At 58.1% G+C, this 18,735-nt stretch carries 23 protein-coding genes and 1 pseudogene; 14 read left to right on the top strand and 10 right to left on the bottom strand.

Annotated features, from left to right (window positions below; all coding sequences use genetic code 11):
* Nucleotides 1–80 precede the first annotated feature (80 nt).
* Nucleotides 81–2,279, top strand: a complete 2,199-nt coding sequence (locus K9U38_RS07155; RefSeq protein ID WP_224493653.1) for an esterase-like activity of phytase family protein — start codon at nucleotides 81–83, stop codon at nucleotides 2,277–2,279.
* A 42-nt stretch (nucleotides 2,280–2,321) separates the two neighbouring features.
* On the opposite strand, the gene K9U38_RS07160 is transcribed toward K9U38_RS07155, so the two are convergent.
* Nucleotides 2,322–3,326, bottom strand: a complete 1,005-nt coding sequence (locus K9U38_RS07160; protein ID WP_224493654.1) for an NAD(P)H-quinone oxidoreductase — start codon at nucleotides 3,324–3,326, stop codon at nucleotides 2,322–2,324.
* A gap of 94 nt (nucleotides 3,327–3,420) precedes the next feature.
* On the opposite strand from K9U38_RS07160, the gene K9U38_RS07165 reads away from it, so the two are divergent.
* From K9U38_RS07165 to K9U38_RS07175, 3 genes are all read left to right on the top strand, one after another.
* Nucleotides 3,421–3,606: a DUF1192 domain-containing protein gene (locus tag K9U38_RS07165; protein ID WP_224493655.1), complete on the top strand. Its 186-nt coding sequence runs from the start codon at nucleotides 3,421–3,423 to the stop codon at nucleotides 3,604–3,606.
* A gap of 369 nt (nucleotides 3,607–3,975) precedes the next feature.
* Nucleotides 3,976–5,217, top strand: coding sequence for an MFS transporter (locus K9U38_RS07170; protein WP_224493656.1), 1,242 nt, complete (start codon nucleotides 3,976–3,978; stop codon nucleotides 5,215–5,217).
* 65 nt (nucleotides 5,218–5,282) lie between these two features.
* The gene (locus K9U38_RS07175; protein ID WP_224493657.1) at nucleotides 5,283–5,546 is read left to right on the top strand and encodes an ArsR/SmtB family transcription factor; all 264 of its coding nucleotides are present in this window, start codon (nucleotides 5,283–5,285) and stop codon (nucleotides 5,544–5,546) included.
* A 151-nt stretch (nucleotides 5,547–5,697) separates the two neighbouring features.
* Here the strand turns inward: K9U38_RS07175 and K9U38_RS07180 are convergent, their stop codons facing one another.
* Nucleotides 5,698–5,877, bottom strand: a complete 180-nt coding sequence (locus K9U38_RS07180; RefSeq protein ID WP_224493658.1) for a YdcH family protein — start codon at nucleotides 5,875–5,877, stop codon at nucleotides 5,698–5,700.
* A gap of 225 nt (nucleotides 5,878–6,102) precedes the next feature.
* Here K9U38_RS07180 and K9U38_RS07185 point away from each other — a divergent pair, with 225 nt between their 5' ends.
* From K9U38_RS07185 to K9U38_RS07205, 5 genes are all read left to right on the top strand, one after another.
* Nucleotides 6,103–6,306, top strand: coding sequence for a YdcH family protein (locus tag K9U38_RS07185; protein ID WP_224493659.1), 204 nt, complete (start codon nucleotides 6,103–6,105; stop codon nucleotides 6,304–6,306).
* Nucleotides 6,307–6,495: 189 nt separating this feature from the next.
* Nucleotides 6,496–6,993, top strand: a complete 498-nt coding sequence (gene purE, locus K9U38_RS07190) for a 5-(carboxyamino)imidazole ribonucleotide mutase (RefSeq protein ID WP_224493660.1) — start codon at nucleotides 6,496–6,498, stop codon at nucleotides 6,991–6,993.
* Between the two features lie 2 nt (nucleotides 6,994–6,995).
* Nucleotides 6,996–8,069, top strand: a complete 1,074-nt coding sequence (locus K9U38_RS07195) for a 5-(carboxyamino)imidazole ribonucleotide synthase (protein ID WP_224493661.1) — start codon at nucleotides 6,996–6,998, stop codon at nucleotides 8,067–8,069.
* 176 nt (nucleotides 8,070–8,245) lie between these two features.
* A complete protein-coding gene (gene ykgO / locus K9U38_RS07200; protein ID WP_100000962.1) occupies nucleotides 8,246–8,371 on the top strand; it encodes a type B 50S ribosomal protein L36 in 126 nt (41 codons plus the stop codon).
* 61 nt (nucleotides 8,372–8,432) lie between these two features.
* Entirely contained in the window at nucleotides 8,433–9,041 is a 609-nt protein-coding gene (locus K9U38_RS07205; protein ID WP_224493662.1) for a tetratricopeptide repeat protein, read from the top strand.
* A gap of 88 nt (nucleotides 9,042–9,129) precedes the next feature.
* Here the strand turns inward: K9U38_RS07205 and pyk are convergent, their stop codons facing one another.
* Nucleotides 9,130–10,566, bottom strand: coding sequence for a pyruvate kinase (pyk, locus tag K9U38_RS07210; RefSeq protein WP_224493663.1), 1,437 nt, complete (start codon nucleotides 10,564–10,566; stop codon nucleotides 9,130–9,132).
* Nucleotides 10,563–11,075, bottom strand: a complete 513-nt coding sequence (locus K9U38_RS07215; RefSeq protein ID WP_224493823.1) for a DUF1036 domain-containing protein — start codon at nucleotides 11,073–11,075, stop codon at nucleotides 10,563–10,565. The genes pyk and K9U38_RS07215 overlap by 4 nt, the downstream gene beginning before the upstream one ends.
* A 282-nt stretch (nucleotides 11,076–11,357) precedes the next feature.
* On the opposite strand from K9U38_RS07215, the pseudogene K9U38_RS07220 reads away from it, so the two are divergent.
* The 3 genes and pseudogenes from K9U38_RS07220 to K9U38_RS07230 all read left to right on the top strand — a co-directional run bounded on the left by K9U38_RS07220 (nucleotide 11,358) and on the right by K9U38_RS07230 (nucleotide 12,950).
* Nucleotides 11,358–12,226, top strand: a pseudogene (locus tag K9U38_RS07220) (N-formylglutamate amidohydrolase).
* On the top strand, nucleotides 12,226–12,531 hold the full coding sequence (locus K9U38_RS07225; RefSeq protein WP_224493664.1) for a DUF1244 domain-containing protein: 306 nt from the start codon (nucleotides 12,226–12,228) through the stop codon (nucleotides 12,529–12,531). The pseudogene K9U38_RS07220 and the gene K9U38_RS07225 overlap by 1 nt, the downstream one beginning before the upstream one ends.
* 155 nt (nucleotides 12,532–12,686) lie before the next feature.
* Nucleotides 12,687–12,950 carry a DUF2312 domain-containing protein gene (locus tag K9U38_RS07230; RefSeq protein WP_106710839.1) on the top strand — a complete coding sequence of 88 codons (264 nt, stop codon included), beginning with the start codon at nucleotides 12,687–12,689 and terminating at the stop codon, nucleotides 12,948–12,950.
* 124 nt (nucleotides 12,951–13,074) lie between these two features.
* Here K9U38_RS07230 and K9U38_RS07235 read toward each other — a convergent pair whose 3' ends face one another.
* Entirely contained in the window at nucleotides 13,075–13,365 is a 291-nt protein-coding gene (locus K9U38_RS07235; RefSeq protein ID WP_224493665.1) for a hypothetical protein, read from the bottom strand.
* 233 nt (nucleotides 13,366–13,598) lie between these two features.
* Here K9U38_RS07235 and K9U38_RS07240 point away from each other — a divergent pair, with 233 nt between their 5' ends.
* A complete protein-coding gene (locus K9U38_RS07240) occupies nucleotides 13,599–14,966 on the top strand; it encodes an alpha/beta hydrolase (protein WP_370631850.1) in 1,368 nt (455 codons plus the stop codon).
* A 346-nt stretch (nucleotides 14,967–15,312) separates the two neighbouring features.
* On the opposite strand, the gene K9U38_RS07245 is transcribed toward K9U38_RS07240, so the two are convergent.
* From K9U38_RS07245 to K9U38_RS07265, 5 genes are all read right to left on the bottom strand, one after another.
* On the bottom strand, nucleotides 15,313–15,687 hold the full coding sequence (locus K9U38_RS07245) for a VOC family protein (protein ID WP_224493667.1): 375 nt from the start codon (nucleotides 15,685–15,687) through the stop codon (nucleotides 15,313–15,315).
* A gap of 157 nt (nucleotides 15,688–15,844) precedes the next feature.
* Nucleotides 15,845–16,510, bottom strand: a complete 666-nt coding sequence (locus tag K9U38_RS07250) for a DUF6064 family protein (protein ID WP_224493668.1) — start codon at nucleotides 16,508–16,510, stop codon at nucleotides 15,845–15,847.
* Nucleotides 16,510–17,424, bottom strand: a complete 915-nt coding sequence (locus K9U38_RS07255) for an aldo/keto reductase (RefSeq protein WP_224493669.1) — start codon at nucleotides 17,422–17,424, stop codon at nucleotides 16,510–16,512. Before K9U38_RS07255 ends, K9U38_RS07250 begins: the two co-directional genes overlap by 1 nt.
* Before the next feature lie 68 nt (nucleotides 17,425–17,492).
* Nucleotides 17,493–17,678 (bottom strand): DUF3606 domain-containing protein, encoded by a 186-nt coding sequence (locus K9U38_RS07260; RefSeq protein WP_224493670.1) that lies wholly within the window; start codon nucleotides 17,676–17,678, stop codon nucleotides 17,493–17,495.
* A 98-nt stretch (nucleotides 17,679–17,776) separates the two neighbouring features.
* Entirely contained in the window at nucleotides 17,777–18,007 is a 231-nt protein-coding gene (locus tag K9U38_RS07265) for a hypothetical protein (protein ID WP_224493671.1), read from the bottom strand.
* Between the two features lie 187 nt (nucleotides 18,008–18,194).
* On the opposite strand from K9U38_RS07265, the gene K9U38_RS07270 reads away from it, so the two are divergent.
* Nucleotides 18,195–18,707 (top strand): GNAT family acetyltransferase, encoded by a 513-nt coding sequence (locus tag K9U38_RS07270; protein ID WP_224493672.1) that lies wholly within the window; start codon nucleotides 18,195–18,197, stop codon nucleotides 18,705–18,707.
* Nucleotides 18,708–18,735: the final 28 nt, after the last annotated feature.

Raw genomic sequence — 18,735 nt, forward strand, 5'->3', positions numbered from 1 at the left:
CATCGAACTGTCATGAAAGTGTCATTGCACTGCAATGCGCGTGCGCGAACGATCTGCGGATAACAATCGGAGGTTATATAATGTCGCGCAAATCCATCAGGCTCGGTCTCTGGACCGTGTTGGCCGCATCTGTTGCATTCCCTGCCGCTGCCGAGCCGATCTTCAACCGGATCGCAAGCTTTCCCGTTGCCAGCAATCTCCCGAAGGACGCGGACCAGTCGAAGCCGACGTCATCGGAAATCATCACAGCTTCAGAAGACGGCAAGACGCTGATCTACTCCGATAGTCCCTATGGTGCGATCGGCTTCATTGATATCAGCGATGCGGCCAAGCCACAGCCGGATGGTCTGGTCAAGGTCGACGGCGAACCGACATCGGTCGCTGTGGCTGCCGGCAAGGTTCTCGCCGCTGTCAATACTTCCAAGGACAAGATCAATCCGTCGGGACGGCTCGACGTCATCGATCTGGCAACGCGCAAGCTCAGTGCGACGTGCGACCTCGGTGGGCAGCCGGATTCAGTTGCCATCTCGCCGGACAAGACCTTTGCCGCGATTGCGATCGAGAATGAACGCGATGAGGAAGTCAATGAGGGTGCAATACCGCAGTTGCCTTCGGGCAATCTCAAGATCCTCGTCCTGAAGGATGGTGTGCCGGACTGCGCCAGCATGAAGACCGTCGAGCTGACGGGCCTTTCGGAAATTGCGCCGGAAGATGCCGAGCCGGAATTCGTGTCGATCAACGCTAACAACCAGATTGCAGTTACCCTGCAGGAAAACAACCACATCGCGATTATCGATGCGGCAAGCGGCAAGATCGTATCGCACTTTTCCGCAGGCACAGTCGATCTGGACAAGATCGACGTCAAGAACGATGGCGCACTGAAATTCGACGGCAGCATGAAGGGCGTGCTGCGTGAACCGGACACCATCAAATGGCTGGACAATGATCGCTTCGTCGTCGCCAATGAAGGTGATTACAAGGGCGGATCGCGCAGTTTCAGCATCTTTTCGAAGGATGGAAAGGTGCTTTACGAATCCGGTTCGTCACTCGAACTCAGGATGGCTGAAGCCGGGCATTATCCGGACAAGCGCAACAAGAAGGGCGTTGAGCTGGAGGGTGCGGAAGTCGCCAAGTTCGGCGACACGAACTATCTCTTTGTGGCAAGCGAGCGCGCTTCGCTCGTCGGGGTCTACAAGGATACGGGCGCGGAACCGGAATTCGTCCAGCTTCTGCCCTCCGGTATTGCGCCGGAAGGGGTGTTGGCGATCCCTTCACGCAATCTGCTGGTGACCGCCAACGAAGTCGATCTTGTCAAGGATGGCGGTGTCAGGTCCCATGTCATGATCTATGAACTGAAGGATCAGAAAGCGAACTATCCGCAGGTCGTTTCGGCTACGAAAGACGACGGCACGCCGATTGGCTGGGGTGCCCTTTCCGGACTGGTCGGTGATCCGAAGCAAGCCGGCAAGGTCTATGCCGTATCGGACTCGATCTACTATTCCGCGCCAACCATTTTCACGATCGATGCCAAGCAGACGCCGGCAAAAATCACGGACGCACTGGTGGTCAAGCGCAGCGGCCAGCCAGCCCAGAAGCTCGACCTGGAAGGCATCACGACAGATGGTGACGGCGGCTTCTGGCTTGCCAATGAAGGCGATCAGGCGAAGCTTGTTCCGCACGCAATCTTCAACGTCAATGACAAGGGCGAAATCAAGAAGGAAATCGCGCTTCCCGACGATCTGTTGCCAAACCAGATCCGTTATGGGCTTGAGGGCATCACCCGCGTCGGAGAGGGTGATGACGCAACGTTGTGGATGGTCATGCAGCGCGAATGGAAGGACGACGAGAAAGGCTTTGTCAAACTCCTGAGCTACAACATCAAGGACAAGTCCTGGAGCGCCGTTTCCTATCCGCTGGACAAGACCGAGAATGGCTGGGTTGGCCTGTCGGAAATCACCGCCCATGACGGTCAGCTCTATATTATCGAGCGCGACAACCAGATCGCGGAGAATGCCGTCAACAAGCGGCTTTACCGCGTGTCGCTCGATGGATTGAAGCCCGCCAAGATCGGCGAAAAGCTTCCGGTGGTGGAGAAGACGCTCGCCCATGATTTCATTGGCGATCTGAAATCAGCCAATGGCTATGTTCCCGAAAAGCTTGAAGGCTTTACCGTCGATGCAGACGGAACCGGCTATGCTGTGACGGACAATGATGGTGTCGACGATTCTTCGGGCGAAACCCTGTTCGTCAATATCGGCAAGGTCCAGCCAACGAACTGATACTTTCACGGGCAATAACAGGGCCGCGCCACTTGCGCGGCTCTAGCTCACGTCAAGCACGATCTTGCCGATGTTCTGGCCGTCTTCCATGCGTTCGTGAGCCCGCCAGGCCTCATGCATGGGATAGACCATGTCAATGACGGGGGCTACGCGGCGCTCGACAAGAAGTGGCCAGACCTTGAGCTCGAGTTCACGGGCAATCCCAGCCTTGAATTCAATCGGTCTGGCGCGCAACGTCGAACCGGTGTGTGTGAGGCGCTTGACCATCAGTTTCGACATATCGGCGTTTGCCCTCGCGCCGTTCAGGAAGGCAATCTGGACGATACGACCGTCGATTGCGGCCGCCTCATAGTTGCGCTCGACATAGTCTCCACCGACCATGTCAAGGATCAGGTTCACGCCCTTGTTGCTGGTTGCGTCCTTTACGGCTTCGACGAAATCTTCGTTGCGGTAGTTGACGGCGCGGCCAGCGCCAAGCTTGAGGCAGGCTTCGCATTTTTCTTCCGAACCCGCCGTTGCGATGACATGAGCTCCAAACGCGTTTGCAAGCTGGATTGCCGTTGTACCAATGCCGGAGGAGCCGCCATGGACGAGGAATGTCTCGCCCTTCTGCAAGGCGCCGCGCTCGAACACATTGTGCCAGACGGTGAAGAAGGTCTCCGGTATCGCGGCAGCTTCAATATAGCCATAACCCGCGGGGATTGGCAGGGCATTGCTTTCGTGCACCGTGCAATACTGGGCATAGCCGCCGCCTGGGACCAACGCGGTCACACGTTCACCGGTGCGGAACCGGCTCACGCCTGCGCCCACGGCTATGACATCGCCAGCGATCTCAAGCCCGGGAATATCGGAAGCACCCGCCGGCGGCGGGTAGTGCCCCTGGCGCTGCAACACATCCGGTCGATTGACGCCCGCAGCCTTGACTTGAACCAAAAGCTCGCCCGGGTTTGGTTCGGGGACACCGCGCTCACCCGGCTTGAGCACCAGCGGGCCGCCCGGCTGGGTGATCTCGATCGCCGTCATTATTGTCGGAATTTTTTCGGCCATGGGATCTTCCTCAACATTGATTCGCCGGAATGATTTGCAATTCCAAGCAGTTGGACTGTATCCTTGCACACTAGAGCGACAAGTGGAGGAAATGATGTCACTTTTCGATGAAGAGCCAAGGCGCAAGATCATTCATGATATTGGGCAGGACCTGTCGCTATTGTCGGTCGCGGAGCTTGATGAGCGCATTACGCTTCTGCGGACTGAAATCACCCGGCTTGAAGAGGAACGGTCCCGCAAAGGGGACAGCAAGGTTGCCGCTGAAGCGCTATTCCGTTGACCTGATGCGGATGTCATTAGGTCGTGTGGACAAGTATGGATTGGAGCGTGGTATGAGGGAAAATCGTTCAGGTTTAGAAGCAAAACCGAAGGTGGAGTTATCCTCCATCGAGGGTTTGCGCCGACAAACTGGGCGATTTTCACCATATCCCTTTGGGACGCGGCAGATTTTGCCCCTGAATGCGTCGGAAAGCCCTCGTGGAGGATCAACTCCACCACGGCCTTTCCTCCTGTTCAGGAACAAAATTCGCTCGCGCCACGCCCAATCCATAAATGTCCACGCGACCTAAGTTTCCGCATTGCTGCATGACACGATCTCCTCCGGCGCGATCCGTGCTGGTCCACTTCCGATTCGCTTGAAGGGTTTGCCGTGTTCCGTTCGTTCATTCAGGTCTTCGCGCTTCTCTGCGGCACGTCCTTCCTCGTCATGGCGTCAGGTTTGCATGGACTGCTATTGCCGTTGCGCGGTGGCGCGGAAGGATTCTCGACGACATCACTCGGTCTTCTTGGAACGGCCTGGGCGGGCGGTTTCATCACCTCCTGCCTGCTTGCACCGCGACTTGTGCGGCGCGTTGGCCATGTGCGCGCCTTCAGCGCATTTGCCTCGATAGCGGCAATCGTTGCGCTGATGACCGGGATTCTCGTGGAATCGACTGCCTGGATCGTGCTGCGTGCCCTGACCGGCTTTGCCATGGCCGGTTCCTACATGGTGATCGAGAGCTGGCTCAATGAACGGGCGACCAATGCCAATCGCGGGCAGATATTCGGTCTCTACATGGTGGTGAATTTCGGGTCCATCACTGTCGGGCAAATGATGATCGGCTTTGGCGATGTGCGTACTGGAACGTTTTTCATGTTGTCGGGCATCCTGTTCTGCCTTGCCCTTATACCCACGGCCATCTCGACGGCCAGCAGCCCGAAGCCGCTGACGGAAGTTCAGCTGGATCTCAAGGCGCTATATCGCAATTCACCAGTGGCCTTCCTCGGCTGCATACTGATCGGCGTTGCCAATGGTGCATTCGGCACGCTGGGCGCCGTTTATGGTGCGGCAACCGGCATTTCCACCACGGAGATCGCGCTGATGATGAGCGCCTCGGTGATGGGCGGCGCCTTGATGCAGATACCGGTCGGGCGCATGTCCGACCGTACAGACCGGCGCTACGTTCTCGCGATTGTTGGCGGAGCAGCGGCCGTGATAGGCCTGTCGATCTTTCTGGTCGCGCCGCGCCATGCCTATGCAATTCTCGCAATGACGGCGATCTATGGCGGCCTGGCCTATACGCTCTATCCGGTGGCGGTTGCCCATGCCAATGATTTCTCGGACCAGCAGAGCTTCGTCAAGGTAACAAGCGGACTGTTGCTCCTGTACGGCTTCGGCACGATGATCGGGCCGGTCCTTGGCGCCCTGGCGATGGAGCGCATTACGCCGGAGGGTCTGTTCGCGGTTACGGCACTGGCCCACGCATCGATCATGACCCATGCCATCATCCGCTCGCGGATGCGACCGCCGGTGCCAATCGAACTCAGGGACAACTTTCAGACCGTTGGCGCGGAGCGCGTGACGCCCGAGGGTGTCAGACTGGATCCGCGTGCGGAAAATATGCGGGAGTGATGGTTCGATTCGGCTGCGATACGAAATCCGTTGACATTTCCGCCGGTTTAAAACGACTATCCGGTATGGTCGAGACGGATGCATTCGCAGCAATTTCTGATCCAAACCGCCGCTATCTCCTTGAGGAGCTCCGGCGCGGACCGAAAACCGTGAACGAACTGGCGGTCGGGTTGCCGATTTCTCGACCTGCGGTTTCCCAGCACCTCAAGGCACTCCTCGATGCGCGCCTGGTAAAGGTCAAGGCCGAGGGCACCCGCCGCATCTATACTGTCGATGACAGTGGCTTCTTTCGACTGAATTTATGGCTGGACCAGTTCTGGAGCCAGTAGTCTCGATGGCTCGTAAGGGCACATCCAACAGACACTGGCGTGCAAACAAAAACCCGACCTCTTTCGAAGAGGCCGGGCTTTTTGTAACTGCCAGCACGATGTCATTTCAGACTATCGAGTGGAATTTCGCGGTATTGTCCTTATAGCCGGTTCAATGATGGGTGACGGCTGACCTCAGCCTTTCGATCTGCTCTTTGAGCATGAGCTTGCGTCGTTTCATGTCGCTGATTTTCAGGTCGTCGGAGGCGGGACTTAACAGCGCTTCGGAAATTTCCTTTTCCAGCGCTCCATGCTTACGTTCAAGCGTTTCAAGATGAGACTCAATGGCCATCCGGCTTCTCCCTTGGTTAGTGCCTTGCTCGTACATGCTCTGCGCGCCTTGCGGCGAGTTTGTGACAGAGCCGTGACACTCTGCCACCACTTTAAGCAATTGTCGAATTTGTTTCGTAGGATTTTCTTGTTTCTTGAAATATGATATGGCGACGTATCGGCAGGGTGTTGTATTGCTCCATGCCAACTACGGGATTCTTCTACAGCAAATACTGGGAATCACTGCATGTCCGACCAGGATCAGGCTGACATTCGATTGGCAGTCGCAAGATTGAAACAAGAGCATCTGGATTTTGATGCCGCCATACAAGCAATGATCCAGGTGGGCTGTGACCAGCTTCGCATCCAGCGAATGAAGAAGAAGAAGCTGATCATCAAGGACAAGCTCATCGAGCTCGAAGACAGGATCACGCCCGACATCATAGCCTGACATCGCAGCGCCACCGGGGTTCCGCAAGCCAGCTTGCGGCGCAGGCGCTTTTCCTTTAGGCCGTAATCTCATGCACAGGATCAACAATGGTGCCTGAAAGGGCAAGACGATACGAGGAGAGCTGCGAAAGGCGGGATCTTCCACCCGGCCGGGTAGCGCGACACTGCTCGACAGACCACAGGACACTCAATGGCTGACAAACGCGCTGACGTCGCAATCATCATGGGGAGCCAGTCCGATTGGGCGACGATGCGCCACGCCGCCGAGACACTGGACAGTCTTGGCATTTCCCACGACGACCGCATCGTTTCAGCACACAGAACTCCCGACAGACTGGTCGAATTTGCCAAGGGCGCGCGCAATGCGGGCTTCAAGGTGATCATCGCAGGTGCTGGCGGTGCTGCACACCTGCCCGGCATGGCTGCTTCGATGACGCCTCTGCCGGTTTTTGGCGTGCCGGTGGAATCCAAGGCTCTCTCCGGACAGGATTCCCTTCTCTCCATCGTCCAGATGCCCGCGGGCATCCCCGTCGGTACCCTGGCTATCGGCCGTCCGGGCGCGGTCAATGCAGCCTTGCTGGCCGCGGCCGTTCTCGCCCTCAACGATGATGGCGTGGCGACGCGGCTTGACGAATTCCGGCAGGCACAAAGCGACAAGGTCGCGACGAGACCTTTTGACGAGGCGTAATTATGATTTCTGCAGGATCGACGATCGGTATTATCGGCGGTGGCCAGCTCGGGCGAATGCTGGCCATGGCAGCGGCGCGTCTCGGCTATAGAACCGTCATTTTGGAACCGCAGGCGGATTGTCCCGCCGCCCAGGTCGCCAATGAGCACATTGTGGCGTCCTATGATGATCCCAATGCACTCGAGCAACTGGCCGAGCTCAGCGATGTCATCACCTACGAATTTGAGAATGTCCCGGTGGATTCAGCAGAGCTTCTCAATGAAAGCAAGACGGTCTTTCCCCCGCCAGAAGCCTTGAAGGTCTCCCAGGATCGCGTCGCCGAGAAGCGTTTTCTCAACAAGGCGGGCATCCAGACCGCACAATGGCGCATCGTGGAAAATGAAGGGGATCTTGAGGCCGCATTGCTGGCCTTCGAGGGCAAGGGTATCCTGAAGACGCGCCGCTTCGGCTATGATGGCAAGGGGCAGATCAAGTTCACCGGTGCAAAGGGTGAAAACGCCAAATCCGGCTTTGCCGCTATCGGTAGCGTGCCTTCTATCCTCGAGTCGCTTGTTGATTTCACACGCGAGATTTCGGTGATTGCAGCCCGCGACGCAGCGGGAGACATCAGGGTCTATGATATTGCCGAGAATGTGCACAAGGACGGTATTCTGGCGACCTCGACCGTTCCTGTCTCGGTTTCCTCGACGATTGCCGGGCTCGCCGCCGATTCTGCGCGCAAGCTGCTCGAGGGGCTGGCCTATGTCGGCGTCGTTGGCATGGAATTCTTCGTGCTCGCCAATGGCACCTTGCTCGCCAATGAATTTGCGCCGCGCGTCCATAATTCAGGTCACTGGACGGAGGCAGCCTGTGCCGTGTCGCAGTTCGAACAGCACATCAGGGCAATTGCCGGCTTGCCGCTGGGCGACACGAGGCGCCATTCCGATTGTGTCATGGAGAACCTGATCGGCGATGATGTCGACAGGGTGCCGGAATTGCTGCAGGAAAGTGGTGCGGTCGTACACCTCTATGGCAAGGCTGAAGCCCGCCCGGGTCGGAAGATGGGACACGTAACCCGGATAACCAAACGCCGCTGACCGGATGGCATCGACAATAAATGCGGGGTTTGATCCAGAATCACCACATGAATCGTAAGCCGGGTGTTGACATTGGAGGCAATCCTTGGCTATTTCCCCGCAACGTGTTTCCGGCGCGCTCCAAGGCGCGCTTTTTATTGGTGCCCGGTTTCGGGCGTAAAGATACCGGTGCTGAAATGAAGATCAAGAATTCCCTCAAGGCTCTCAAGGGCCGCCATCGTGACAATCAGCTGGTCCGTCGCAAGGGCCGGATGTACATCATCAACAAGACTGCTCCGCGCTTCAAAGCACGCCAGGGCTGATCTTACCGTCTCACGGTTATTTGCATTTGACGTTTCGCTGATACGGACTACCATCCGTATCATGCGGAGCGTTTTTGTATTTGCGGTTGGGGGAGTGCTGGCGATAACGCCGGCGCTTGCCGTTGCGCAAGAGCAGGGGCCTGTCCAGCAGCAGGCTGCGCTACCGAACCAGACATTGGCGCAGAAGCGAGCCGCGCGGCTCGATGAACTGTTTGCTTCGCTCAAACGCGAAAGCAACGAAGTCAAGGCAGCGCGAATTGCCTCGCTCATCCAGAACCAATGGCAGAACTCCGGAAGCGCTACCGTCGATCTGATGATGGCCTGGTCAGCCAAGGCCATGGAAGACAAGAAGTATTCCATGGCGCTGGATTTTCTCGACCAGGTGGTCGTAATGAAGCCGGACTATGCCGAAGGCTGGAACCGGCGGGCAACCCTGCATTTCATGATGAACGATTATGGGCGATCCATGGCTGATATCCAGCGGACGCTGTCGCTCGAGCCGCGCCACTTCGGGGCACTTTCGGGGATGGCTGCGATCCTGAAGGATACCGGGCGCAAGGAAGCAGCGCTTGAGGCTTTCGAACGGGTTCTGACTGTCTATCCGATGCTGCGCGCGGCGCAGGCCCAGGCAGGCGAGCTCGCCGATGAACTCACCGGCCAGCGCACCTGACACACGCGCCTACGCATCTTTTTCACGCAAGAGTAGAGATTTTGGGACAAGAATCGCACATTCTTGTCCCGAATCGAGGGTTTCCCGACTAAATTCCCGTCAGGCCATCCGAGCCGATATAGGCGATGCGCAGCATGTTGGTCGAACCGGGCGTACGCAACGGTACGCCTGCCGAAATGATGATGCGGTCGCCGGGATTGCCGAACTCTTCCTGATAGGCGATGTGGCAGGCGCGATCGACCATGTCATCGAGGTCGCTCGCATCTTCCGTTACAACGCAGTGCAATCCCCAGACGAGCGAAAGCTTGCGCGCCGTCTCGACCACCGGCGACAGGGCAATGATCGGCAGGAGCGGGCGTTCACGCGCTGCGCGCAGGCCCGTTGTGCCCGAGGCGGTGTAGGTGACGATGGCCGAGAGGTTGAGCGTTTCAGCGATCTGGCGGGCGGCAAGCGAAATGGCATCGGCACCGGTGGCGTTTGGCTCCGGTCGCTGGGCATGGATGATGCCCGGATAGTTCGGATCGCGCTCGACCTCTTCGGCCACGCGGGCCATCGTCGAGACGGCCTCGACCGGGTATTCGCCGGCTGCGGATTCGGCTGAGAGCATGACGGCGTCGGCACCTTCAAACACCGCCGTTGCGACGTCGGAGACTTCGGCGCGGGTGGGAACGGGGGCGGTGATCATCGATTCGAGCATCTGCGTTGCAACGACCACCGGCTTGCCGGCCCGCCGGCACGCACGGATGATCTGCTTCTGGATGCCTGGCACCGATTCCAGCGGCATCTCGACGCCGAGATCGCCGCGCGCCACCATGAGCGCGTCGGAAAGCTCGATGATTTCATCGAGACGCGCAACAGCCTGGGGCTTTTCAATCTTGGAAAGCAGGGCAACGCGGCCGCGCGAAATCTTGCGGACTTCCGCAAGATCCTCCGGCCGCTGGATGAAGGACAGGGCCACCCAGTCAATTTCTTCCTGCAGGACGGCATCGAGGTCGCGCCGGTCTTTTTCGGTCAGGGCGCCGACGCCGAGCGTCGTGTCGGGCAGGCTGACGCCCTTCTTGTCCGAGATCCTGGTGCCGGAGACGACGCGGCAGCGGATCGACTTGCCGTCAGAGGCTTCGGCGACAAGGGCAAGCTTGCCATCATCGATCAGCAGGCGATGACCGGGCTCCACCGCCTCGAGGATTTCCGGATGCGGCAGGAACACGCGGTTATTGTCGCCAAGCTCATCAAGGTTGTCGAGCGTGAAGGTCTGGCCCGGCACGAGGTCGACCTTGCTATCCTTGAACTTGCCGACGCGCAGCTTCGGCCCCTGGAGGTCAGCGAGAATACCGATCGGACGGCCGAGGCTCTTTTCCACGGTGCGAATGCGGCGGACAAGTTCGCGCATGAGGTCATGGCTGGCATGGCTCATGTTGATGCGGAACACATCGGCGCCGGCTTCGAACAACTTGCGGATCATCACCTCGTCGGAGGAAGCAGGACCCAGGGTGGCTAGAATTTTGACCTTACGGCGGCGTCTCATTGAGGAGGGGTATCCGTTACAATTGGAGATGAGGGAGGATTTTCTTCCGTAAGCTGGACCATCCAGCTTGTCTGCTCGCCGGTATCATACTCCTGAAAGCCGGAGCGCTGAAATCCGCGCGCGAAGCAGTCGTTGATGCCGGTAATCTTGAACTGGTTTTCGGCCACGCACATGTTGACCTTGCCATCCCAGCGGCCGCCGCTTTGCGCATCCTCCGCATAGAGATAGTAGTAGCGCGAGGTCAGCGGCCCGACGACCAGCGTCGTGCAGGATGAGGCATTGACATGCCACCAGCCTTCGGTGATCCAGCCCGTCTTTGCCCGGTAACCGAGGGCGACGCCGACAAGGTTCTGCGTGGTGTTGCACACGCGGAAATCGGCGTGGGCCTTATCGGGGGCCAAAAAACTGCCCGCTGCAAATATCAATAAAAAAGCCACCAGAACGCTGAACCACCTGGCTCTGGCAGGTGGCGAGGAATGGGTTGTACCCCACTCAGAGCTGCCTCCCATCTCCCCCATATGGGAGACCGAATTTGCATCGATCGTTCCGCTCATTTTTCACCGTAGGAAATTGGCCGATACACTATTGCAGGCTTGTCTCCCCCCGTGCGGGGAAGATGCCCGGCAGGGCAGAGGGGGGTGCAGTGAAGCGGGCTTACCAATATTGCCTCCGTCCGTCTTTGCATTCCTTTTCGGGAGTTTCACATGCATTGTCAACGCGCTAATCGTTTGAATGCGAAGGTTCGTGCACGAGTGCGACAAAAGAATGATGGTTGCGTTGAAGGCAAAGGCATGGAAGACAAAAAACAAGCCCGATTCATATTGAAAGAGCTTCGTTCAATGCCGTTCTCACCTTTTCATCGCGTCGATGGCGATCACAAGCGCGGTCTTGTGCTGCTGGCCGACCACGCACGCCGCGATCTGCCGGAAGAATATGGATCGCTTGGCCTGCCCCCTTCCGAATTTGAGCGGCATATTGCCTATGATATCGGCGTCGAGAAATTGACGCGCCAGCTGGCGGCAATGCTTGGCGTTCCTGCAGTGCTTGGCGGGTTCTCGCGGCTGCTGATCGATCCAAACCGCGGCGAGGACGATCCGACCCTGATCATGCGGCTTTCCGACGGGGCGATCATTCCTGGCAATAATCCTATGCCGGCCGAGGAACGCGAAAAGCGCCTCAACGACTTCTACCGCCCCTATCATGACGCAGTGGACCGCACGATTGCGGCGGTGGGCGCGGCGAGCGGCAAGGCACCGCTGGTCATCTCCATTCATTCCTTCACCGCTTTCTGGAAGACCACGCCGCGTCCCTGGCATGCGGGCATCCTGTGGGACAGGGATCCGCGCGCTGTCCTGCCGCTGCTTGAGGGGTTGCGGGCTGATCCGAAACTGGTGGTGGGTGACAATGAGCCCTATGACGGCGCCCTGCGCAACGACACCATGTTCCGGCACTGTATCGTTCCGGGTTCGCCCACGCCCTGATCGAAGTCAGGCAAGACCTGATTGCCGAAGAAAAGGGGATCGACGATTGGGCGAAACGCCTTGCGCCCATCCTTGAAGCCATCAATATCGATCCCGATATCCATGTTGCAAGACAATACGGCTCACGCACGGGGCCGATTGACCAACCTTTTGCTCCGTCAATGCAGGAGACCATGTGATGACCGATCTTACCGACGAACAGCGAACCGCGCTGGAGGCTGCCGCCTTCCGCAGGCTGGTCGATCACCTGCGCGAGCGCAGCGATGTGCAGAACATCGACCTGATGAACCTTGCAGGCTTTTGCCGCAACTGCCTGTCGAACTGGTACCGCGAGGCCGCCGAGGTTTCGGGGATTGCGCTGTCCAAGGAGGAGTCCCGGGAAATCGTCTATGGCGAGCCCTATGCAGACTGGCAGGCGAAGCATCAGCGTGAAGCCAACGAGGCGCAGAAAGCCGCCTTCGAGGCGAGCAAGCCCTCCCATTGAGCCCTTTGCGGCCATCAGGTGAGTTCATCCCATCACGATTGTTGTTACACAGCGTGTAGTTCTTGACTCCTGATGCACTGGTCGGGCATCGAAGCCGTTCGCGTGACTACCCCGAGTCGCACAACGGATTTTGACAAGAGAGCGGAGTTAAGAGCATGGATGATTTGGCGGCGCAGGGCGGTGTCGAGGGTGTTGCAGCTGCGGAATTGAGGCAGTTCATCGAACGCATAGAACGCCTTGAAGAAGAGAAGACGACTCTCCAGGACGACATCAAGGAAGTGATGGCCGAGGCCAAGGGCCGTGGCTATGACACCAAGATCATTCGCACGATCGTCCGCTTGCGCAAGAAGGACGCCAATGAGCGCAAGGAAGAAGAAGCGATCCTTGAGCTTTACATGAATGCGCTCGGAATGGTCTGATCAACCGCTCAAACAGGATGGTTGAGTCCTGAATGGTCAGGACCAACCATCGCAGCGATTCATTTCAATTGTTCAAATTAACCGGGCGGGATGGGTTCGAGGAGAACGGCGGCTGGCTTCGCGTTCAGGCGGCTTTGGCCGCCTTCTCCATCAGATAGACCAGGCCCGGTTCAACGATCCATTCCCCGGAGCGAAGGGATTCGACGTTGAAACGTCCGTCGCTGTAGCGCGGTGCGATACCGGCAAAGTGATAACGCGATCCGTTTCCGTCCACCACTGTCTCCGCAATTGGCGTTCCATCGATGTGGCCGATGATCCCGCCTTCCGACGTGACACGGGTGAGTAGGAAGTACTCCATCGGAAGATTTCGGCTAACTTTTGGGTTAAGTGCAAGGCCGGTCTTAGTTTTACGCATTTCATCACCAATTGAATGCATCCTGGCGGCTGTAAAGGTAGGTGCTCGCCGCAGAACAAGCGCCTGAGATATGCATGGCGGCATAGGAAATCGATACGAAATCGATCAAACTGCATAAATTTTCCATGTGGCATCATCGGGCAGCGACGTATGGGGATGTCGCAATAGATGAGCGCTGGAGCGGATTTACGCACGCTGCCGAACACGGTAAAACAACCGGGGGAGGATACCATGTGGCAGACAGCTGTTGTGTTGCTGAACGTGCTCTTGGTAACAAATTCACGAGCCACATGGGACAGGACGGATCAATAAAATTTTGGCGGGCGATGGCGGGGCTTGTCCTGCTCGTTTCCCTTGCTGGCTGCGTGGCGCAGCGTGAGACGCAGCCCGGTCCGGCGTCGCCAGCAATGCAAAGTACCCAGGCCGTCGAGTTACGCCAGAGTTCTGAGGCCTTCGACCTCCTCTACGTTACCGACCGGGCGCCGGTAACTGCTTCGGGCGGCAAATTGTCCTACGGTGCCGAAAGATCAATATTCCTGAGTTTCGGATCGGTGTCGGTCACCCCGACACACAATTCGCCCGCTGGTGAAACTGGATTGCGTGTAGGCACGGTTTCCGAGAGCGGACGGTTTCCGGCAACACCTTACGGTGTCGTGGCAACTGCGAACGGGCTGCGGCGCACGCCGGCGGCGGTCGCCGCCCATGAGCAGGCGGCCGCAGCGCTGCAGGCTGAAGTCACTCGTCGTCTCGCGACAGCCAAACGCAAGGAAGTCGTGGTCTTCATTCACGGATATGGCAATAGCTTCGAAGGCGCCACACGCTCCACAGGCGAGATTTGCAGGTCGCTGCAGAACCAGTTCGTCTGCATCGTCCTGACATGGCCTGCCGGGGGCACCCGCGGCTTTTTCTTTGGCTACAACGTCGACCGCGAGTCGAGCGAGTTTGCAGTCGCGGACTTCAAGAAAGCCATTCGCATCATCGCCGGAGCCAAGGGTGTCGAGCGGCTTCACCTCCTGGCGCACAGCCGCGGAACCGATGTGCTCGCGAATGTGGCTCAACAACTCGCCATCGAAGCCTATGTGAGCCGATCCTCGCTTTGGCAGCGCTACAAGATCGCGAACTCGGTGTTTTTCGCCCCCGATATCGATCTCGATGTAGCTTCTTCCAAATTGTTCGCGTGGATATCGGACCCCGATCTTGCCTTCGGCAGCAAATCCAATCCAGGCACGTTTCCGTCTCAGGGCGCGATGCATCTTACGGTTTATTCGTCTCCCAGGGACAAGGCGCTGGGCGCGTCAACGCTGCTCTTCGGCAGCGCCCTGCGGCTGGGACAGCTTGCTGCCGGCAGGATTCCCAAGGAAAGGAGCGAGGCGGCGGCGCAATGGGAAGGGGCCCATATGGGAGAACTGGTCGATTTCATAGAATATTCAGGCGGCCGCGGCTTTATCGGTCATAGCTATTTCCTGTCCGATCCGGCTGTCAAGGCGGACTTGGTCGCGCTTATCCGCGACAGACTGAAGGCCGGCGATCCCCGTCGCCCGCTCGTCGAGATCAAACGCCCGTTCTGGCGAATATCGGATGTCCAGCAAGCCTCGCAATAATGTGACCGATCGCATGCGGACCAAACCTGCCGCGCGACAATCGGTGGCGGCTCGATCATTGACATTCCATTATTAACGGAACAAAATATGACAGTAGCCGTAGACTTTTTGGTGCAATCGGCCCGGACACCTCGGGTAGTGCACCTCACTGCCGATGTGGAACATCTCGTTTCCTTCCAACAGTGACCATAAGTTTGGAATTTTCGATGACGAATGGTGACAAGACATTCCTGGACACGAGGACCGTTGCTGTCATGATGGTCGCTATGGTCGCGCTTTGGAGCGCCTGTTGGTGCGTCGTGACAGATGGCATGTGGCCCTTTCCTTAGCCCGCGACGATAAGCGGTCAGACCCCAGGTTCGTGGCAAACCGCTTCTATGTTGTGCCCGTCCGGGCCAATGACGAAAGCCGCAAAGTAGTTCGCGTGGTAGTGCGGGCGCAGGCCAGGCGCGCCATTGTCTTTGCCGCCCGCTTCCAGGGCGGCGTGATAGAAGGCTTCAACTTGCTGGCGATTTTCAGCCGTGAACGCCAAGTGAAGATGCGCAGGCTTCTCATCGGTTTGGTAGAGGCACAATGAAGCCTTACCCTTTGGGCTCATCTCAATGCCATATGTCGGCGACCCCTCCGATACCACGGCTACGCCGAGCGGTTCGAGTGCGTTGAGGAAGAACGCCTTGCTTGCAGCATAGTCGCTCACTCCGAATTTGACGTGATCAAACATGAGCTCTCCTGAAATGTATGGTCTGCCAGACGGAAGGCAATCATGGCCCGCCTCTACTACGCCCTAATGTGGGTTTCGTCGGCTGGTCTTGCGTTTCGGACTCTATTGGCATGTCTCGGTTGTTGATGGCAAGGAACAGTCCGGAAAGGTTGTGGACTCAGGATTTTCGCCCCGTCGGCAGCATGTACGTTGCAAGCGTGACGATCACTGCCGCAATCGGTAGCCATGCTGTCGGCTCCTCCATGGTCCACAGGGTCAGACCCGATACGAGACACCACAGCGCCGGGATCGGCAAAAGAACCAAGCGAAACGCGCCCCTCGTCATCAGCAGCAATCCCAGAGTGCCGATGGCCGTGGGGTCGGGTGCGATGCCAAAGACCTCTGCCTGTCGCCAGTTGAAGGCCAGGGCCAGCAGCGGATAAAGGAAAAGCGCCGTTATTGCCATCGCCAATCCGTTCCAGCCTGCAACACCATGACGGCGGTCGAAGACAAGCGCATGCGGGAGAATGCCGGCGATCACAAGCAGCCCCGCTTGCAGCAGGAAAAGGGGGGCGAGGTAGTCAATGGCCCAATTGATGGTCGAGTACCGGAGCCAGAGAAAAGACCACCCGACGAAAACCCACAGGATGGCCAGAATGAATGCGACCCAGCGTGCCGTGCCATGGGCGCGGCCGAGAGCGAGAAGAACTGCACCAAGTCCGGCGGTGACCGTAAGCAGATGCAAGGGCCAAACCGCGGCGTTGTGCAGTTCGAACATCCGCCAATAGACGCGTGGAGAAAACAGCAGCATGTCTTCCGGGCGATAGGACCACCATTCCGCCATTAAAGGTCCTGAACGTAGGAGGCCATGCGCGCTCGCATGCCTGCATCCATCTGGACTCCACGCCCCGCGTCCAGATTTTCACGCACGTGGTCGACGCTGGTCGTTGCCGGGATGGCAACGGTGACGGCGGGGTGCGAGATTATGTGCTTTAGAATGAACTGTGCCCATGTGGAAACGCCGATCTCGGCCGCCCAGGACGGAAGGCTCTCGTTGCGGAGACGGCGGGTCAGAGCCCCTTGTTGGAAGGGGCGGTTCACGATCACCGCAATGCCGCGATCGCCAGCAAGAGGCAACAGCCGCTGTTCAGGCTCACGATCGACGACATTATAGGTGAGCTGGACAAAATCGATCGGCTGGGTGCGCATGATCTCCTCGAGCAGGTCATGTCGGCGTTCCTCTGACGTCGTAATTCCCACGTAGCGCAGCGTGCCGGCGGATTTCATGTCCATCAACGTTTTGAGGTTTTCCTGCCAGTCGATGAGGTTGTGGACCTGCACAAGGTCAAACCGCGGCACGCCCCAGAACTGGCGCGACCGCTCGATCTGCCCGGGACCGTCCGGCCCGGACGTCCACACCTTCTCCGCGGAAAAGAGCGGCTTGGGCATGCCAAGCTTTGCGAGGCCGTAACCGATCGCGGTTTGAGACGATCCATACATTGGCGAACAGTCGATCAATCGCCCGCCCGCGGTGAAGAAGGCCGCCATGACGCTCGCACACTCATCCATCAATACCGGATCATTCCCGACATTGAAGGTGATCCAGCTGCCGAGACCGATCACCGGGATCACTTCTCCCGAAGCCGGGATGGGCCGCGTCAGAATCGTGGCCTCCTGCGCGCGGCCGGGCAGTGGCACGAACGACGAAGCCGCCGCTGCCAGCATGCCTTCGAGTACGCTCCGCCGTGCTATCGGCATAGTTCCCCTCGCGGCGCCTGCTTCCTGTTGCAATCGCAGTTCAGGCCAGCAGCCTCCGCTGGCCCGATTCAGATGTCAACGGCTGACAACTCGCGTTCGATTTTCTTGCGGTTGCCGTCGTGTTTGGCGATCAGATCAAGTGCCTGATTCCTGCTCAGGTCATACTTGGTCATGAGGTAGTTGACCTCATAATCCTCACTTGCGGAGACTTTCGCGCGATCGCGATTGTCCTGCTTGGACTTGTCGTCAGTCATGGCAACACTCCCTGTTCTCCCGGCTTTTGCAGCAAAACTGCGTTCGATCAAATTCGTTCCATGCGGGGCGGGATAGTCATTTATTCGTGAAATGGGCTTTACCCGGCATAAAGGAGGAGAGCCGCGCCTGCCGCTATGGCGACCAGTGCCGGCAGGTTTCTTGACAGTCCAAGGAATCCAAGGCCCTGCCTGCGCGGTTCCAATGATGCGGTGTTTTCATTGTCGGCGGTCTGGTGGGGCGGCCGGCTCAGGCTGCGGTGACGGAGCGCCACCCAAGTGGAATAAAGCACGCCTGCTATGATGAGAATCGCACCAATCAGCTTTAACATCGGCCACCGTCCTTATTCCTCTACAAAAACATTGCTGGGGCATTTTCGTTCCATGCCGAGTGCCGGGTCATGGCCGGCATTTTCGCCATGCACGGCTTGAAGATTTGGACTTAACGATGTGCTGACTATTCCATGCCTAGTCTGTCGGGTCGAAACCGCACGATGAACGACGAAGGGAAACTGGCCGGTGATCTACGATCGCGTTACACGCGCTGCATTTGCCGTTGCAAGCGGCTTCCTCATGTTGCTGGCTTTCGGGCTGATCGCATATGCGGCCTATGAAGTTGTACGGTCGCTGCTTTTGGACAGCACGAACATTGCAACGACATTGCTTGAGGCAGTTGGATATACCGTCATTGCCATCGCTGTGTTCGATGTCGGGAAGTATCTGCTGGAGGAGGAGGCCATCCGGGCACGGGAGATGCGCCAGGCCGCGGAAGCGCGCCGCAGCCTGACCAAGTTCATCTCAACCATCGCCATTGCGGTTTTCCTGGAGGGATTGGTTGCTGTATTTGAAGCGGGCAAGGACCAGTTGCATCTGATGATCTACCCGACCTTTCTCCTGCTGACGGGTGTCGCACTGGTGATCGGGCTGGGCATCTATCAGCGACTGAGCGCGATGGTTGAGAATGAAACCACCGATCCCGTCAAACCGACGGCGTCGGCGCGCAGACGCACGCGGGAACCGAAGTCTGCGTAACATGCCCACCCGCCGGGGCGGATGGGCA

The organism is Phyllobacterium lublinensis (assembly GCF_020164435.1).
GTDB classification, from domain to species: Bacteria; Pseudomonadota; Alphaproteobacteria; order Rhizobiales; family Rhizobiaceae; genus Phyllobacterium; species Phyllobacterium lublinensis.

What these genes read in the sequence shown, in the direction of transcription:
- K9U38_RS07245 (WP_224493667.1), bottom strand. Translation starts at nt 15,687, where the DNA reads ATGTTTGATCACGTCAAATTCGGAGTGAGCGACTATGCTGCAAGCAAG.
- purE (WP_224493660.1), top strand. Translation starts at nt 6,496, where the DNA reads ATGGCTGACAAACGCGCTGACGTCGCAATCATCATGGGGAGCCAGTCC.
- K9U38_RS07175 (WP_224493657.1), top strand. Translation starts at nt 5,283, where the DNA reads ATGGTCGAGACGGATGCATTCGCAGCAATTTCTGATCCAAACCGCCGC.
- K9U38_RS07165 (WP_224493655.1), top strand. Translation starts at nt 3,421, where the DNA reads ATGTCACTTTTCGATGAAGAGCCAAGGCGCAAGATCATTCATGATATT.
- K9U38_RS07155 (WP_224493653.1), top strand. Translation starts at nt 81, where the DNA reads ATGTCGCGCAAATCCATCAGGCTCGGTCTCTGGACCGTGTTGGCCGCA.
- K9U38_RS07180 (WP_224493658.1), bottom strand. Translation starts at nt 5,877, where the DNA reads ATGGCCATTGAGTCTCATCTTGAAACGCTTGAACGTAAGCATGGAGCG.
- K9U38_RS07195 (WP_224493661.1), top strand. Translation starts at nt 6,996, where the DNA reads ATGATTTCTGCAGGATCGACGATCGGTATTATCGGCGGTGGCCAGCTC.
- K9U38_RS07205 (WP_224493662.1), top strand. Translation starts at nt 8,433, where the DNA reads ATGCGGAGCGTTTTTGTATTTGCGGTTGGGGGAGTGCTGGCGATAACG.
- K9U38_RS07230 (WP_106710839.1), top strand. Translation starts at nt 12,687, where the DNA reads ATGGATGATTTGGCGGCGCAGGGCGGTGTCGAGGGTGTTGCAGCTGCG.
- K9U38_RS07250 (WP_224493668.1), bottom strand. Translation starts at nt 16,510, where the DNA reads ATGGCGGAATGGTGGTCCTATCGCCCGGAAGACATGCTGCTGTTTTCT.
- K9U38_RS07260 (WP_224493670.1), bottom strand. Translation starts at nt 17,678, where the DNA reads ATGACTGACGACAAGTCCAAGCAGGACAATCGCGATCGCGCGAAAGTC.
- K9U38_RS07255 (WP_224493669.1), bottom strand. Translation starts at nt 17,424, where the DNA reads ATGCCGATAGCACGGCGGAGCGTACTCGAAGGCATGCTGGCAGCGGCG.
- ykgO (WP_100000962.1), top strand. Translation starts at nt 8,246, where the DNA reads ATGAAGATCAAGAATTCCCTCAAGGCTCTCAAGGGCCGCCATCGTGAC.
- K9U38_RS07215 (WP_224493823.1), bottom strand. Translation starts at nt 11,075, where the DNA reads ATGGGAGGCAGCTCTGAGTGGGGTACAACCCATTCCTCGCCACCTGCC.
- K9U38_RS07265 (WP_224493671.1), bottom strand. Translation starts at nt 18,007, where the DNA reads ATGTTAAAGCTGATTGGTGCGATTCTCATCATAGCAGGCGTGCTTTAT.
- K9U38_RS07185 (WP_224493659.1), top strand. Translation starts at nt 6,103, where the DNA reads ATGTCCGACCAGGATCAGGCTGACATTCGATTGGCAGTCGCAAGATTG.
- K9U38_RS07225 (WP_224493664.1), top strand. Translation starts at nt 12,226, where the DNA reads ATGACCGATCTTACCGACGAACAGCGAACCGCGCTGGAGGCTGCCGCC.
- K9U38_RS07235 (WP_224493665.1), bottom strand. Translation starts at nt 13,365, where the DNA reads ATGCGTAAAACTAAGACCGGCCTTGCACTTAACCCAAAAGTTAGCCGA.
- K9U38_RS07160 (WP_224493654.1), bottom strand. Translation starts at nt 3,326, where the DNA reads ATGGCCGAAAAAATTCCGACAATAATGACGGCGATCGAGATCACCCAG.
- pyk (WP_224493663.1), bottom strand. Translation starts at nt 10,566, where the DNA reads ATGAGACGCCGCCGTAAGGTCAAAATTCTAGCCACCCTGGGTCCTGCT.